This is a genomic window from Rhizorhabdus sp. GW822-FHT03C02, assembly GCF_058801765.1.
In genome coordinates this window covers 240,833-255,773 of sequence record NZ_JBXANN010000003.1, presented here as the reverse complement: position 1 = coordinate 255,773, position 14,941 = coordinate 240,833, and the positions used below count along the sequence as shown (strand labels likewise).

13 protein-coding genes are annotated in these 14,941 nt (G+C 67.2%); 9 read left to right on the top strand and 4 right to left on the bottom strand.

What is annotated here, in order from left to right; translation table 11 throughout:
• Nucleotides 1-255 precede the first annotated feature (255 nt).
• From AC1RM6_RS11050 to AC1RM6_RS11020, 7 genes are all read left to right on the top strand, one after another.
• Complete coding sequence (locus tag AC1RM6_RS11050) at nucleotides 256-2,583, top strand: TonB-dependent receptor (protein WP_493101060.1); 2,328 nt, start codon at nucleotides 256-258, stop codon at nucleotides 2,581-2,583.
• A 64-nt stretch (nucleotides 2,584-2,647) separates the two neighbouring features.
• Nucleotides 2,648-3,454, top strand: coding sequence for an SDR family NAD(P)-dependent oxidoreductase (locus tag AC1RM6_RS11045; RefSeq protein WP_493101058.1), 807 nt, complete (start codon nucleotides 2,648-2,650; stop codon nucleotides 3,452-3,454).
• A 153-nt stretch (nucleotides 3,455-3,607) separates the two neighbouring features.
• A complete protein-coding gene (locus tag AC1RM6_RS11040) occupies nucleotides 3,608-3,868 on the top strand; it encodes a type II toxin-antitoxin system Phd/YefM family antitoxin (RefSeq protein WP_493101056.1) in 261 nt (86 codons plus the stop codon).
• A complete protein-coding gene (locus AC1RM6_RS11035) occupies nucleotides 3,865-4,281 on the top strand; it encodes a type II toxin-antitoxin system VapC family toxin (protein ID WP_493101054.1) in 417 nt (138 codons plus the stop codon). Before AC1RM6_RS11040 ends, AC1RM6_RS11035 begins: the two co-directional genes overlap by 4 nt.
• Before the next feature lie 92 nt (nucleotides 4,282-4,373).
• The gene (locus AC1RM6_RS11030) at nucleotides 4,374-4,733 is read left to right on the top strand and encodes a hypothetical protein (protein ID WP_493101052.1); all 360 of its coding nucleotides are present in this window, start codon (nucleotides 4,374-4,376) and stop codon (nucleotides 4,731-4,733) included.
• A gap of 126 nt (nucleotides 4,734-4,859) precedes the next feature.
• Nucleotides 4,860-5,501 (top strand): DUF433 domain-containing protein, encoded by a 642-nt coding sequence (locus AC1RM6_RS11025; RefSeq protein ID WP_493101051.1) that lies wholly within the window; start codon nucleotides 4,860-4,862, stop codon nucleotides 5,499-5,501.
• Nucleotides 5,498-5,920, top strand: a complete 423-nt coding sequence (locus tag AC1RM6_RS11020; RefSeq protein ID WP_493101049.1) for a hypothetical protein — start codon at nucleotides 5,498-5,500, stop codon at nucleotides 5,918-5,920. The genes AC1RM6_RS11025 and AC1RM6_RS11020 overlap by 4 nt, the downstream gene beginning before the upstream one ends.
• 130 nt (nucleotides 5,921-6,050) lie before the next feature.
• Here the strand turns inward: AC1RM6_RS11020 and AC1RM6_RS11015 are convergent, their stop codons facing one another.
• Together AC1RM6_RS11015 and AC1RM6_RS11010 are read right to left on the bottom strand one after the other, a co-directional pair.
• Nucleotides 6,051-7,673 carry a GMC family oxidoreductase gene (locus tag AC1RM6_RS11015; RefSeq protein ID WP_493101047.1) on the bottom strand — a complete coding sequence of 541 codons (1,623 nt, stop codon included), beginning with the start codon at nucleotides 7,671-7,673 and terminating at the stop codon, nucleotides 6,051-6,053.
• Complete coding sequence (locus tag AC1RM6_RS11010; RefSeq protein WP_493101045.1) at nucleotides 7,673-8,203, bottom strand: VOC family protein; 531 nt, start codon at nucleotides 8,201-8,203, stop codon at nucleotides 7,673-7,675. The genes AC1RM6_RS11015 and AC1RM6_RS11010 overlap by 1 nt, the downstream gene beginning before the upstream one ends.
• 146 nt (nucleotides 8,204-8,349) lie before the next feature.
• Between AC1RM6_RS11010 and AC1RM6_RS11005 the strand changes: the two genes are divergently transcribed.
• Nucleotides 8,350-10,701 carry a TonB-dependent receptor gene (locus AC1RM6_RS11005; protein WP_493101043.1) on the top strand — a complete coding sequence of 784 codons (2,352 nt, stop codon included), beginning with the start codon at nucleotides 8,350-8,352 and terminating at the stop codon, nucleotides 10,699-10,701.
• A 173-nt stretch (nucleotides 10,702-10,874) separates the two neighbouring features.
• Here AC1RM6_RS11005 and AC1RM6_RS11000 read toward each other — a convergent pair whose 3' ends face one another.
• Together AC1RM6_RS11000 and AC1RM6_RS10995 are read right to left on the bottom strand one after the other, a co-directional pair.
• Nucleotides 10,875-11,705 (bottom strand): TIM barrel protein, encoded by an 831-nt coding sequence (locus AC1RM6_RS11000; protein WP_493101041.1) that lies wholly within the window; start codon nucleotides 11,703-11,705, stop codon nucleotides 10,875-10,877.
• Nucleotides 11,706-12,758, bottom strand: coding sequence for an alpha/beta fold hydrolase (locus tag AC1RM6_RS10995; protein ID WP_493101040.1), 1,053 nt, complete (start codon nucleotides 12,756-12,758; stop codon nucleotides 11,706-11,708).
• Nucleotides 12,759-12,868: 110 nt separating this feature from the next.
• Between AC1RM6_RS10995 and AC1RM6_RS10990 the strand changes: the two genes are divergently transcribed.
• On the top strand, nucleotides 12,869-14,923 hold the full coding sequence (locus AC1RM6_RS10990) for a 3-hydroxyacyl-CoA dehydrogenase NAD-binding domain-containing protein (RefSeq protein ID WP_493101038.1): 2,055 nt from the start codon (nucleotides 12,869-12,871) through the stop codon (nucleotides 14,921-14,923).
• Nucleotides 14,924-14,941 lie beyond the last annotated feature (18 nt).

Below are 14,941 nucleotides of genomic sequence, written 5' to 3'. Positions count from 1 at the left end.
AACCTACGTTTTGCGTAATATGTTGTTTTATCGATTACGCATGATGGCGAAACCGTTCCAGATTCAGCAAATTTCAGAGCAATAATAACGGAATGCGTATATCATAATCGATATCATTACGCAATTTAGCTTGACGATCGCCGATTCCGGTTTCTATGCGTTCACAATATCGCAACCGGGCGCCTGATCCGGGAAATTTCGAGGGGATATAAAATGTTGCTCGGCAAGGCTCGCTTTCTCGCATCGGCGGCTATCATGTCAGCGCTTGCATCCGGCGTCCATGCGCAGACCGCGCCGGCCGAACCGGCTGCGCCCGCAGCATCGGCCGGTGGCGCCGAAGACGGTATCCAGGACATCGTCGTCACCGCACGGCGCCAGTCGGAATCGCTGCAGAAGACCCCGATCTCGATCACCGCGCTCAACAACACGGCGCTCGAAAAGCTCAACGTCCAGTCGGTCGAGAAGGTCGCGCAGGTCGCGCCGAACCTGGTGATCAGCCAGCAAAGCTCGTCGCTGTCGGCGGCGTCGATCAACATTCGCGGCATCGGCCAGACCGATCCCTCGCTCGGGCTCGACACCGCGGTCGGCATCTATCTCGACGGCGTCTATGTCGCGCGCAGCGCCGGATCGATCTTCGACCTGGTCGACCTCGAGCGGATCGAGGTGCTGCGCGGGCCGCAGGGCACCCTGTTCGGGCGCAACACCACCGGCGGCGCGATCCAGCTCGTCTCGCGCAAGCCCGAGGATGTGTTCGGCCTCACCGCCAAGGGCGGCTACGGCACCCGCAACAACTGGTTCGGGCGGCTGCGGGTCGACACCGGCCAGTTCGGCGACACCCCGATCTCGGCAGCGTTCAGCTATTATCATCGCCAGCGCGACGGCTATTTCGACAACAGCCTGACCAAGTCGAGCAAGGATCCGGGCTCGCTCAACGTCGATGCGATGACCGCGGCGCTGCGCGGCGATTTCGACGCGTTCCAGGTCTCCTACGCCTATGATTACGACAACCGCACCGGTGCGCCGGGCTTCTTCCAGACGGTCGCGCTGAGCGACGCGGCGCGGGCCTATTATGGCAATTCGGCCGCGCTCGGCGGCGCCCCGCTCCAGTTCGTCGGCGCCGACACCCGGCTTAAATCGGGGCAGCAGCAGGGCGGCAGCCCCGGCCGCTACACGTCGAAGACGGTGAGCCAGGGTCACAACCTCACCTTCGCCTATGAATTCTCGCCGGCGCTGACGCTCAAGTCGATCAGCGGCTATCGCAAGCTCCACCTCGACAATGTGCTGGGGCTGAGCGGCCAGGGCGACCTCAAGGGGCTGGTGCTCAACCCGGCGACGGGGGCGGTCACGGTCCAGTCGGTCACCCCCTATAACGGGGTCAACGCCCCGCAGAACCAGACCCAATATTCGCAGGAGGTGCAGGCGCTCGGATCGTTCGGCGACTTCAGCTATGTGCTCGGCGGCTATTATTTCCGCGAGAAGGTGTCCGAGGACAATCGCCAGAACCTGACCTTCATCCTCAACGCCGGCACCACCGCGGCGCCCTTCTATCTCGGCATCAACCTGGCGCCCGAGGCCAAATACAGCCAGACCTCGAAATCGGCCGCCGGCTTCGGCCAGCTGAGCTGGAAGCCCGAGGCGCTCGACAAGCGTCTCGAGGTGACCGGTGGCATCCGCTACACCGAGGATCGCAAGGCGATCTTCCTGCAGAACAGCCAGTTCGGGGTCTCGACCGTGGTCGGCCCGCCGCGCGGCAAGGTGAAGTTCCACAACACCTCGTTCCTCGGATCGCTCAGCTATCAGTTCACCGACAATGCGCTGGGCTATGCCAAGGTCTCGACCGGCTACAAGTCGGGCGGTTTCAATCCGCGCGCGAGCGAACTCAACTCTTTCGATCCGGAAAAGCTGGTCTCGTACGAGGCGGGCGCCAAGCTCGACCTGCTCGACCGGCATCTGCGGATCAACGCCGCGGCCTTCTACAGCAAATATGACGATCTCCAGGTGCCGCAGTTCGCCGCCGGCAGCGGCGGCGCCTCGACCCTGCTGGTCAATGCCGGCAAGGCCGACTTCAAAGGGGTCGAACTCGAGGTGACGGTGCTGCCGGTGCATGGCCTCACCCTGTCGGGGTCGCTCGGTTACACCGATCCCAAGTACAAGCAGTTCCTGTTCGTCAATCCGAACACCAACATGATCAGCGACATCGCCGACAGCGCGCGCTTCCCCAATGTCGCCAAGTTCAATTCGAACATCGCCGCCGAATATGATTTCGACATCGCCAATGTCGGCCAGCTCCAGGCGCGGGTGTCCTATTCCTATCGCAGCCATGTCTATTTCTACCCGAACGACGCGGTGAACCCCTATCAGCATCAGGTGGATTCGCAGGCGACCAACACCGTCGACGCCCGGCTGGCGCTCACCGACATCGCGCTGGGCAGCCGCGCCCATGCCGAGATCGCGCTCAACGGCGAGAATCTGCTCAACGAGGACCAGGTGCTCTACGGCATCGACTTCGGCTCGCTCGGCTTCGGCGGCAAATTCTACAGCGAGCCGCGTCGGGTATCGCTCGAATTCAAGCTCACCTACTAGGGCCGATCGACATTCACTCGGGCTGTGCCGAATGTCGACCGACCCTGAAACGGGACAAAGCATTATGGATTTCACCGGGAAAGGCGCGGTCATCACCGGCGCCGCCAGCGGCATCGGCCTGGGGCTGGCGCGCGAGGCGGCGCGGCGGGGCATGCGGCTGATGCTCGCCGATCGCGACGCGAAGGCGCTCGCCGAGGCGGCCGGGGCGCTGCCCGATGCGATCGCGGTGCCGACCGACGTCACCGACGCGGCGGCGGTCGCCCGGCTCGCCGAGCAGGCCTATGCGCAGCTCGGCAGCGTCGACCTGCTGTTCAACAATGCCGGGATCATGGCGACCGGACTGACCTGGGAGATCGAGCCGGCGCGCTGGGATGCCTCGCTCGCGGTCAATATCGGCGGGGTCCTCAACGGCGTGCGCGCCTTCGTGCCGCGCATGCTGGCGGCGGGGACGCCGGCGCGGATCGTCAACACCGCCTCGGTCGGCGGCTTCGGTCCGAGCCCGCTGATGGGCCCCTATAGCGCGACCAAATTCGCGGTGGTGGCGCTGACCGAGTCGCTCAAGGGCGAACTCGACATGATCGGCGCGCCGATCGCGGTCAGCCTGCTCGCCCCCGGCCCGGTGCGCTCGGCGATCTTCGACGATCCGTTCGGCGCGGCCGCGATCCACCCGGCGACCGCGCAGTTCGTCGGCGAACTGCGCGGGATGATCACCGCGCACGGCATGGACCCCGAACCCTTCGCCGCGGCGGTGTTCGACGCGATCGCGCGCGGCGATTACTGGATCGTCCCGCAACCCGAGGCGCTCGACCCGATGCTCGAACGCCGCCACCGGATGATCATCGACCGGACCGAGCCCAGCTTCGCGCTGTAACGCGGGGACACCATATCTATTTCCCGCGAGGAACGATCGGCGCTCGTCCCCGACCGCTTCGATCGTGAATGAAGTATAGTGTCCCTGGGATTGCGCGGCTTGCCGAAGCTGCGCAAAGACCATATGTAGATATATCTCTACATGGAGGCGCGCATGGAGATGTCCACCATAACGAGCCGCGAGTTCAATCAGGATGCGAGCGGCGCAAAGCGTAAGGCCGCACGCGGGCCGGTCTTCATCACCGATCGCGGCAGACCGGCGCATGTGCTGCTCAGTATCGAGGAATATAACCGGCTTTCCAGCAAGGGAATGAGCATCCTCGAATCGATCGCCCAGACCGGTTCAAGCGGTGATTTCGACTTCGAGCCGCCAAGGTCTCGTGAGCTTTACGAACCGCGCGATATCGATTGGTGATCCTGCTCGACACCAATGTCGTTTCGGGATTGCGTCGTCCGGACCGCGCCGATCGGGCGCTGCTGGCATGGGCCAGCGCCGCCCCGCTGGAGGCAGCATCCCTGTCAGCCGCGACGATCCTCGAACTCGAACGTGGCATAATGATGCTGGAACGACGCGATCCGCGACAGGGAAGCGAGATCAGGCGATGGTTCGATGGCGATCTTATGCCGCGCTATGCGAACCGCATCCTGCCGATCGATGCGGCGATCGCCCGGCGATGCGCCGCCTTGCATGTCCCCGATCCGCGTCCGGTTTACGATGCCCTGATCGCCGCCACCGCGCTCGTCCACGGCCTCACCCTGGTCACCCGCAACATCGCCGATTTCGCACCGATGGGCGTCCCGGTGCTGAATCCTTGGGAAGCCGCCTGACCGACGAGCGCGAAGGCGACGCCGGATGCGAGGCATTGAATTCACTGCGATAGACCGCTTGCGTTCGCGGCGCGGGGGCGGCAGGGAGCGGCATGTCTCCGCACACCCGCGCCATGGTCGCCGCCGCCGCCCACGCCTTCATCATCGGCAAGAAAGTCGCGGGGATCTATGACCACGCCGCCGGGCGGCATCTGCGGATCGCCGCGGAGGCGCGCGGCGAACATCTGCAGGGGTTTGACGGCCACCGGTCGGCGAAGTTCGGCGGCACCCTGCCCGAGCTGTACGATGCCGCGGACAAGGCGTTCGTCTCGCTCGAGATCGATGGCACCACCGCCAAGGGCTATGACCGGAGTTCGTCGGGCGCCTTTTCGGTCACCGTGACCGATCGGCAGGTGCAGCTCTATGACCATGGCATGAGCGCGTGGTTCGCGTTCGACGTGCAGACGGCTTGAAAAGCCTCCCATCGCGGGCGGATGGTCGCGCGATCGAAGCCAGCCGGCGGACAGCGGCATAGCTTGAAAATCATTGGCGCCAGATATATCTTCCCACTCATGGGATGAGTTTCGAGGATGAGCGTCATGACTGATCTGGCCGAGATGCTCAAACCCTCCGAGGCAGCTGTGGTTTCGGGCGTCGAACTCCGCGATGTCAATCATGCGATCGATCGCGGTATATTGCCCGATCGTCTCGTCCGACGTGGCGCCAGGCGCGCAGTCTTGGCGGAAGGCTGTCTCTATATCGCGTTCTATCACGGGAGCGCCAATCGCCTGACCGCAGAGGAACGTAGGTTCGCGATCAAGGCGGTCGGGGAACGGGTCGCCGAGGAGCCGCCGGGCAAGCACTGGATTTCGCTCGCCTCCAAGTGCCTTGTGCGCGACGAGTATCTTCACATCGACCTGAAACCGTTCCTACTGATGACTCGTGAGCGCTGGGACCGCTTCAGCGCTGCGCGGAACGTCGTGACCATATCAGCCGACACGCTGGGTGGAACGGCCGTGATCAAGGGCACCCGCATCCCCGTCCACGATGTTGCAGCATCGGTCGCGGCAGGTATTCCCGCCGAGCGGATAGTGTCGGCCTACACCGGCCTGAAGCCCGAACATCTGGAGTTGGCAGTCCTCTATGCGCGGGCCAATCCCCTCGTAGGTCGGCCATCTGCGCGGCCACTGCTGGATAGTGCAGCATTGATCTCGGAAGATCGCGTGGCGCGTCGAGGGTGAACCTCTTTATCGACGAATGCCTGAGCGACGAGCTGACGCAGATGGCGATCGATTGCGGGTATACGGGATCTGCGAGCGTAAGGCGGCGCAAGCTTTTCGGCACCAAGGATTGGGATCTGATCCCGATCCTGCTTGCCGGCGACTTCACGCTGGTCACGAAGAACTCCATCGACTTTCGCGGGCCTGCCAACGCTCCGGGAGCGAAAGGGCTCTACAGTGGTCTCGACATTCACGCCGGCCTCATCTGCCTCAACGGCCCCGTCGGCATGGATCTCGAACTGCAGAAGGAGTTGTTCGGCGTGGCGCTGGAAAGGCTTGCGGTACTCGACGGTGATCTTGTGAACAAGGCACTGGAAGTGACCTTGGATGCTGAACGGGACGACCTCGTCGTGCGGGTCTATGATCTCCCGAGAAGCTAGCGACCGAGCGCCGCTCAAGACCGAACCAACCCTGCGCGCGCCTTACGATGCCGATGATATCGTGATCGAAGTTCATCACGGTTTCCGCAAATGCTGCAATGGGGAGGATGTTAGCCGCGACACCTGCCGCTCACGCGCCATCCAGGATCAGATCCGCCGCCTTCTCGGCGATCATCATCGTCGCGGCATTGGTGTTGCCGCTGACGATCGTCGGCATCACCGAGGCGTCGGCGACGCGCAGGCCAGCGATGCCGCGGACTTTGAGGGTCGCATCGACGACCGCCTCGACATCGCCCTGCCCGCCCATCCGGCAGGTGCCGACCGGGTGGAAGATCGTCGCGGCATGGGCGCACAGCCAGCGGTCGAGCGCGGCGTCGTCGGCGATGTCGGGGCCGGGTTCGTCCTCGGCGATCCGCCAGGGGGCGAGCGCGGGCTGTGCGCCGATCGACCGCGCGATCCGGACCGCCGCGCGCAGCGTCGCCAGGTCGCCCGGGGTGGCGAGATGGTTGGGGTGGATCATCGGCGCGGCGAACGGGTCGGCCGAGCGCAGCAGCACCTCGCCGCGGCTTTCCGGATGCAGCGCGATCATGTCGACCGAGAAGCCGTCGAACGGCTGCATCCCCTTCTGGCCATGGTTGACCATCGCGCCGGGAATGAACTGGATCTGGAGATCGGGGCGGTCGAGTTCGGGCCGGCTGCGGATGAAGCCGCCGGCCTCGAGCGAATTGGAGGCGCCGAGCCCGTCGCGGCGCAGCAGATAGCGCAAGCCGATCAGCGCCGCCTTATAGCCCTTGGTGCGCGACCACAGCAGAGGCAGACGCGAGCGGTAGGTGACCGCGACGTCGACATGGTCCTGGAGGTTGCGCCCGACCCCCGGCAGCGCCGCGACCGGCGCGATGCCGTGCCCGCGCAGCCGGTCGGGGTCGCCGATCCCCGACAGGTTGAGGATCTGCGGCGACTGCATCGTACCGGCGCTCAGCACGACCTCACTCGCCACCGCGATCCGGCCGGGGGTGCGGTCCTTGCCCCGGACATAGTCGACCGCGACCGCGCGGCCCTGCTCGACGACGATCCGGGTGACCTGGATATCGGTGGCGACGGCGAGGTTCGGGCGATCGAGCGCGGGCAGCAGGAAGGCGCGGCGCGCACCGGCGCGGCGGCCGCCCTCGATATTGACCTGATAGGGCCCGACCCCGTCCTGGGTCGCGCCGTTGAAATCGGGATTTTCGGGATAGCCCGCCGCGACCCCCGCTTCGATGAAGGCGCGGTAGATCGGATCGCGCGACGGCCCGAACCGGACCGGCAGCGGACCGTCGGCGCCATGATAGGCCGGGTCGAGTCCGGCGGGGCCGTTCTCCGACCGACGGAAATAGGGCAGGACATCGTCATAGCCCCAGCCGGTCAGCCCCATCTGCCGCCACTGGTCGAAATCGGCGGCATTGCCGCGGACATAGAGCATGCCGTTGATCGCCGAGGATCCGCCCCAGCCCTTGCCGCGCGGCACGAACATGCGCCGCCCGCCGAGCGCATCGACCGGTTCGGATTCGAACGCCCAGTTGCTCGGGTTCGGCCCGCGCATCAGCGTCGCGAGTCCCGCCGGCATGGTGGTGAGCAGCCCGGCATTGCGCCCGCCCGCCTCGAGCACCACCACCCGGTGGCGGGGGTCGGCGCTCAGCCGGTTGGCGAGCACGCAGCCGGCCGAGCCCGCGCCGATCACGACATAGTCGGCGCTGTCGGGGATCGTCCGCGCCATCACGCCGCCCCCGCCATGGCGATCTCGACGATCGGATCGCTGCCGTCCCAGCCGGCGGTCGCGGCGATGCCGGCGTCGATCATCGCGCGCATGTCCGCGCCCTCGATCAGTTCGTAGAGGATATCGGGCTCGGCGGGATGTTCGAGATAGGCGACCCGCACCGCATCGTTGCCCGCGACGAAGATCGCCTTCAGCCCGCGCTCGGCAGCCGCGGCGATGCCGGTATCGAGATCGTCGACCAGCCAGGCGATGTGATGGGCGCCGCACTTCGGCCCGGTCTCTCCGAGATAGGGTGACGGACCGCTGCTGCGCTGCGCGATCAGTTCGATCTGGACGCCGCCCTGATAGGCGAGCGCGACGTCGATCGTCACATCGGCCGGCTGGCCGCGATATTGACCGGTCAGCGTCGAGCCGCGAAAGATCGTCCAGGGCCCGATCCCGAGCCCCGACATGCGACCGGCGACCGCCGCGTCGAGATCGGTCACCACATAGCCGATCTGATCGATCGGCCCGAACAAGGTCCTCGCCATATCCCCTCCCAAGGGCGGCGCGCGAATCGCTCGCGTCGCCATTGCCCTCATGCGTAACAGAATGATCAATACATTACGCATATATTGCAATGTTCGGATAAAACATGCATCACTGCGCGCATAATAAGCCATAGAGGGAGGGTGCCTTGAACATCGGACGCAGGATCGGTCGCGCGCTGGCGGGATCGGGAGCGATGGCGCTATGCGCGGGAACGGCCTGGGCGCAGGCAGTGCCGCAAGCCACACCGCAGGCCGCCGCCGACGAACCGACCGCAGGTGTGGAAGAGATCGTCGTCACCGCGCAGCGCCGCGCCGAGAATCTCCAGCGGACCCCGATCGCGATCACCGCGCTGACCTCGTCGGCGCTCGAGGCGTCGGGGATCACCAGCCTGACCGGGGTGGTCCAGGCCTCGCCCAGCCTCTATTTCGCGCCCTATCCAAGCTCGACGACGACACTGGTGCTGTTCATGCGCGGCCAGGGGATCGGCGATCCGAACATCATCACCAAGGATGGCGGCGTCGGCCTCTATGTCGACGGCATCTATCAGTCGCGGCCGCAGGCATCGACCTTCGACCTGGCTGATGTCGAGCGGGTCGAGGTGCTGCGCGGGCCGCAGGGGACGCTTTACGGCCGCAACACCACCGGCGGCGCGGTCAACATCATCAGCCGCAAGCCGAGCGGCGAGTTCGGGATCACCGGCCTGCTTTCGGCCGGCAATCTCGGCTATCGCCGCGCGCTGGCCAACCTCAACCTCGACGAATTCGCCAACATCAAGGTCAAGCTGACCGGGCTCTACAGCAACCGCGACGGCTGGGCCGAGAATGCCCGCAGCACCGGATCGACCCCGGACGCGCATGATTTCCAGGCCGACCGCAAATATGCGGTGCGCGGGGCGGTGCGCTGGACGCCGAGCGCCGACGTCACCGTCGACTATGCCGGCGACTATAGCGACCAGCGCACCACCCCGGTGCGTTACATCACCGAAAGCCCGTTCGCGCCGCTGCTCAACCCCGGCTACACCGCCGATGTCGAGCATGCCTATCGGCCGGTCTACCTGCCCTACAGCACGGTCAAGTCGGACGGGCACATGCTGGCGGCGGAATATCGGGCGAGCGACGCGCTGACGCTGCGATCGCTGTCGTCCTACCGCCACATCAAGGTGAAGACCTACCAGGACTATGTCGAGGCGTTCCTGGTGCCGTTCTGGGCGTTCGACGATGTCCGGTCGAAGACCTACACCCAGGAATTCCAGGCGATCGGCGATGTCGGCGATTCGATCAAATATGTGCTCGGCCTCTATTATTTCCGCGAGAAGGCCAACCACACGCTCGCCGCCGACATCGGCACCGGCATGCCGGGACAGCTCGCGATGGTCGACCGCTTCACCGCGGCGAAGTCGACCTCGAAGGCGGCGTATGGCCAGGTGACGTGGACCCCGGCCTTTGCCGACGGCAAACTCGATCTGACGATCGGCGGGCGCTACACCAAGGACGACCGCGATGCCGACCGCGTCCGCACCAGCACCTTCTTCGTCGGCCAGACATCGCCGCTGGTGGCACGCCGCTTCAACGGCGCCGGTGCCTCGATCCCGCTCGGCAGCGTGGTCGGCGCGACCCATGTGTCGAACAGCAAGTTCAACCCCTCGTTCACCGCCAGCGTGCGGCCGGTCGAGAATGTCTCGGTCTATGCCAAGGTCGTCACCGGCTACAAGGCGGGCGGATCGAACGAGGCCTCGCCGACCTTCACCCGCACCGTCGGCCCGGAATCGGTGACGAGCTACGAACTCGGGGTGAAGAGCGACCTGTTCGACCGGCGGCTGCGGGTGAACCTCGCCGGCTTCTACGCCAAGTATAAGGACCTCCAGCTCGACATCTCAGCCGATGCGCAGGACGCCTCGCTGTCGGACACGTTCAATGTCGGACGGGCGACGGTGAAGGGGCTCGAGGCCGACATCACCGCGGTGCCGGTGACCGGGCTGACCTTGCAGGCGAGCTACGCCTATACCACCTCGAAGATCACCGACGTGCTGGCGCCGGCGGGATCGATCTTCGATCCGGTCGTCAATCCGGCGACCCCGACCCGGGTCGGCCAGGACATCAGCGGCTATTTCGAACTGCCGTTCACCCCGAAGAACAGCGTGCGGCTGTCGGCCGACTGGGAGATCGGCGAGATCGGCCCGGGCAAGCTGACCGCGCATGCCGACTATACCTGGAAGGACAAGGTGTTCACCACCGCCGGCGACGGCCCGTCGGTGCCGTTCGGCCGCGATGCGCCGGTCAACGACAGCTATACGCTGGTCGACGCCCGCCTGAGCTACCGCATCGACCGCGGCGAAGGCCGGTCGATCTCGGTCGCGCTGTGGGGGAAGAACATCCTCGACAAGCGCTATCCGGGGTTCGTGATCGGATCGGGATCGATCATCACCGGCTATTCGAGCCAGGCGATTTCCTATGGCGATCCGGCGACTTACGGGGTGGATGTGGGGTTTGCGTTTTAGGGGCGAGAGCCATCGAAATCCTCCCTGAAGCGCAGCTTTGGGGAGGGGGACCAGCGAAGCTGGTGGAGGGGTTCTCCGACAGCAATGCCATCGCATGCGTTGAGGTTCTGCATGACCCCTCCACCATCCTGCGGATGGTCCCCCTCCCCGCGCTACGCGCAGGGAGGATCAAGTCAAACTCCCAACATCCCCAGCCCCACCAGCCGCGCCAGCATCGCCCGCTCGCCGGCCTCGCCCGGTTCGGCGGGCTCGAACTCGAGCTCGACCAGCCCGTCATAGCCGACCCGGTCGAGCGCCGCGCCCAGCGCGCGCCAGTCGAGGCGCCCCGCACCCGGTTCGACCCGGCCGGGGACGTCGGCGATCTGGACCATGCCGATCCAGGGCGCGCACGCGAGGATCGCCGCGACGCCGTCGTCGCCGTGGAGCGCGACATGGCCGAGGTCGAGGTTGAGCATCACCGCGGGATGATCGACCGCGCGGACCAGCGCGAGCGCATCCGGCCAGCGTTCGATCAGCAGGCCCGGCGCGAAGGCGGGGTGGGTCGGTTCGACGCACAGCAGCACGCCGGCCGCCGCGGCGCGGTCGCCCGCCGCGCGGAGATTGGCGGCCATCGCCCCGCGCTGCCGATCGGCATCGACCGTGGGATCGCGGCCGGTGACGATATTGATCCGGGTGCCGCCGCTCCGCACCGCCGCGGCGAGGCTGATGTCGAGCGCTGCGGCGAGCGCGTGACGGCCCTCGGCATCGGTGGCCGACCAGCGCGGCAGGTTCCAGCCGAGCGGATCATGGACGAACGATCCCATCGCCAAGCCATGGTCGCGCAACGCCGCGCCGATCCGCGCCTGCTCGGCGGCGGGACGCAGCACCAGATGGTTGTCGGCGGCGCCGGCGAAACCGAGCCCGGCGAACAGCGCGATCTGCGCGACCGGATCGGCCGAGCCCGCGATATGGCGCAGCAAAGGCGCGTCGGGGGCGCGGACGCCGAGATGACCGGCGAGCCGCATTCAGCGCAGGCCGTCGAGGAAGCCGAGCAGCGCGGCGTTGAACGCTGCGGGCTTCTCCTGCTGGACGAGATGCCCCGCCCCCGCGATCGCGACGATGTCGCGCAAACCCGGCACCCGCGCCGCCATGCGCTCGCGCCATTCGGGGAAGAAGGCGAAGGACGGATCGCGGTCGCCATGGACGAACAGGGTCGGCACGGTGACGTCGGCATCAGCCCAATCGCGGCCGATCGTCCAGTTGCGATCGGCGGTGCGATAGCTGTTGAGGCCGCCGATCATCCGCCGCAGCGGATCGGCATGGTCGTAGCCGGCGACGAAGGTCGCGAATTCGGCCTCGTCGAGCCAGGGCCAGGGCAAAGGCGGCGCCTCGGGCAGCGCATCGAGATAGCCGCTCCCCTCGGACGGCACCGTCTTCCACGCCCAGAGATCGCCCGCGGCGCTGAGCGCGTGGAAGCTGCGCCGCAGATAGTCGGCAAGCGCCCCGCCCAGTTCGCGATCGGCCGGCCCCACCGTCTGGAAATAATGGAAATGGACGAAATGCTCGGCCGCCATCGCCGCGAAGCGCGCGCTCGGCGGATGATCGGGGAAGGCCATGATCGGCGGCGCGGGTTCGCCCGGCGCCAGCCGCGCGGCACTGCCGAGCATCGCCCGGCCGGCGAGATCATAGTCATAGGGGATGGTGGCGACGAGGCCGCGCACCCGATCGGGCGCGCGCACCGCGAGGTTCCACGCATATTGCGCGCCGAAATCCTGCCCGACCACCACCGCGCGATCGGCGCGATAATGGTCGAGGACGCCGAGCAGATAGGCCTGGACGCGGTCGGCGGCATAATCGGCGGGATCGATCGGGCGGTCGCTGCCGCCATAGCCGAGGCAGTCGATCGCCACCGCGCGCCAACCCGCCGCCGCCAGCGGCGCCATCTGGTGCCGCCACGACCAGGCGAGCCCGGGAAAGCCGTGGACCATCAGGATGAGCGGCCCCTCGCCCGCCTCGACCGCGCGCAGGCGATAGCGCCCGACATCGATCATCCGCTCGCGAACACCACCATCATGCATAGAATATCGACTCCCTGAAAACGCATTATGCGCAAATAATTGCATCTATATATCGCTATACGCATGACCCATCGTGGACAATGGCGCATCATGACTGCTAGACCTTAGGTATGACAGACGTCGCCACCCTCCAGCGGACCGGCCTGATCGCCACCGTCCAGCTCGCCGCGCCGGCCGCGACCGCCGCCGCACGGACCACCCTCGCCGCCGCGCTCGATCGCTTCGCCGCCGATGGCGCCCTGGCGGGGCTGGCGATCCTAATCGCCGACGAGGCCGGGGATGATGGCGCGATCGAAGCCGAGGAGGACGGCACGGCCCCCGGCCTGGCCGCGCTCATCGGCCGGATCGAGGGGTCGGACCGGCCGGTGATCGCCGCGCTGCCGGGGCCGACGCGCGCCGGCGATCTCCAGCTCGCGCTCGCTTGCCATGCACGGATCGCCGGCACCGATGTGCGGCACGGCTTTCCCGAGATCCGGGTCGGCCGCATCGCCGGAACCGGCGGCACGGCGCGGCTGCCGCGCCTCGCCGGGCTGGCGCTCGCCCTCAAGCTCGCGGTCGAAGGCAAGCCGGTCGGTGCCGGCGAGGCGCTGGCGGCCGGGTTGATCGATCGCATCGCCGAAGGCGCGATCGACCGCGCGGCGACGGCCTTCGCCGCGGAGATCGCCGCCGGCGACCATCCGCCACGGCGCGCGCGCGACCTTCCCGCACCGGCCGCCGACCCCGCCTTGATCGACGCCGCCGAGCAGGGCGCGCGCAAGCGCCAGCGCGGACAGTCGGCGCCGTTGCTGGCGATCGCGGCGATCCGGTTCGGGCTCGGCCATGACCTCGACGCCGCGCTTGCCGAGGAGGATCGGCTGGCGCGCGAGGCCGCGGGGTCGGCGCAGGCGCGCGCCCTTACGCATATCGCCCGGGCCGAGCATATCGTCGCCCACCCGCCGGGGATCGATCCGGCGACGCCGGTCCGGCCGGTCGCGCGGGTCGCGGTGATCGGGCTGGGAACGATGGGCCGCGGCATCGTCACCGCGCTGGCGAGCGCCGAGCTAGAGGTGGTCGCGATCGCGCGCGACGCGGCCGGCCTCGCCAAGGCGCAGGCCGCGATCGACAAGGCGTGGGGCCAGGCCGAGACGCGCGGCCAGCTCAGCCCGGCGGCGCGCGCCGCACGCATGGCGCGGCTGCGCTGGTCGGACGATATGGCCGCAGCGGCCGAGGCCGATCTGATCGTCGAATCGATCCGCGAGGCACCCGCCGAGAAGCTGGAACTGTTCACGGCGCTCGGCCGGATCGCGAAACCCGGCGCGATCCTCGCGAGCAACACCTCCTATCTCGACATCGACGCGCTCGCCGCCGCATCGGGCCACCCGGCCGATGTCTGCGGGCTCCATTTCTTCAACCCCGCCGATGTGATGAAGCTGATCGAGTGCGTGCGCGGGGCGGCGACCGCGCCCGATGTGGTCGCGACCGCGATGGCGCTCGCCGCGCGGCTCGGCAAGGTCGGGGTGGTCAGCGGGGTGTGCGACGGGTTCATCGTCAACCGGCTGCTCGCCAAGCGATCGCGCGAGGCCTATTTCCTGCTCGAGGAAGGGGCGACGCCGTGGGCGATCGACCGGGTACTGGTCGATTTCGGCTTTCCGATGGGGCCGTTCGCGCTCGGCGACCTCGCCGGGATCGACGTCCAGCATGCCGCGCGCCAGGCCCGCGCCGACCGGCTGACCCCTCGCGAGCGGCGCGCCGACTTCGTCGACCAGCTGTTCGCGGCGGGCCGGCTCGGTCGGCGCAGCGGTGCGGGCTGGTATGCCTATGGCGAGGATGGCAAGGCCCGGCCCGATCCGGCGATCGAGGCACTGGTCGCCGCGCATGGCGATAGCCACAAGATCGTGCGCCGGACGATCGGCGACGCAGAGATCCACGACCGGCTGCTGTTCGCGATGGTCAACGAGGGCGCGCGGCTGATCGACGAGGGGATCGTCGCGCGGCCGCACGAGATCGACGTGGCGATGGTCAACGGTATCGGCTTTCCGCGCCATCTCGGGGGCCCCTTATGGTGGGCCGAAAGCCTGGGCCTCGCCGCGGTCGCGGCGCGCGTCGGCCAGTTTCGCGCCGAGCAGGGCGAGACCTATTGGCCAGCGTCGCCGACGCTCGAGGCAGGACATTTCTACCGCTCATAAAAACGACAGGAGAGAGAT

What these genes read in the sequence shown, in the direction of transcription:
- AC1RM6_RS10995 (WP_493101040.1), bottom strand. Translation starts at nt 12,758, where the DNA reads ATGCATGATGGTGGTGTTCGCGAGCGGATGATCGATGTCGGGCGCTAT.
- AC1RM6_RS11010 (WP_493101045.1), bottom strand. Translation starts at nt 8,203, where the DNA reads ATGGCGAGGACCTTGTTCGGGCCGATCGATCAGATCGGCTATGTGGTG.
- AC1RM6_RS11030 (WP_493101052.1), top strand. Translation starts at nt 4,374, where the DNA reads ATGTCTCCGCACACCCGCGCCATGGTCGCCGCCGCCGCCCACGCCTTC.
- AC1RM6_RS11050 (WP_493101060.1), top strand. Translation starts at nt 256, where the DNA reads ATGTCAGCGCTTGCATCCGGCGTCCATGCGCAGACCGCGCCGGCCGAA.
- AC1RM6_RS11045 (WP_493101058.1), top strand. Translation starts at nt 2,648, where the DNA reads ATGGATTTCACCGGGAAAGGCGCGGTCATCACCGGCGCCGCCAGCGGC.
- AC1RM6_RS11015 (WP_493101047.1), bottom strand. Translation starts at nt 7,673, where the DNA reads ATGGCGCGGACGATCCCCGACAGCGCCGACTATGTCGTGATCGGCGCG.
- AC1RM6_RS11040 (WP_493101056.1), top strand. Translation starts at nt 3,608, where the DNA reads ATGGAGATGTCCACCATAACGAGCCGCGAGTTCAATCAGGATGCGAGC.
- AC1RM6_RS11025 (WP_493101051.1), top strand. Translation starts at nt 4,860, where the DNA reads ATGACTGATCTGGCCGAGATGCTCAAACCCTCCGAGGCAGCTGTGGTT.
- AC1RM6_RS11000 (WP_493101041.1), bottom strand. Translation starts at nt 11,705, where the DNA reads ATGCGGCTCGCCGGTCATCTCGGCGTCCGCGCCCCCGACGCGCCTTTG.
- AC1RM6_RS10990 (WP_493101038.1), top strand. Translation starts at nt 12,869, where the DNA reads ATGACAGACGTCGCCACCCTCCAGCGGACCGGCCTGATCGCCACCGTC.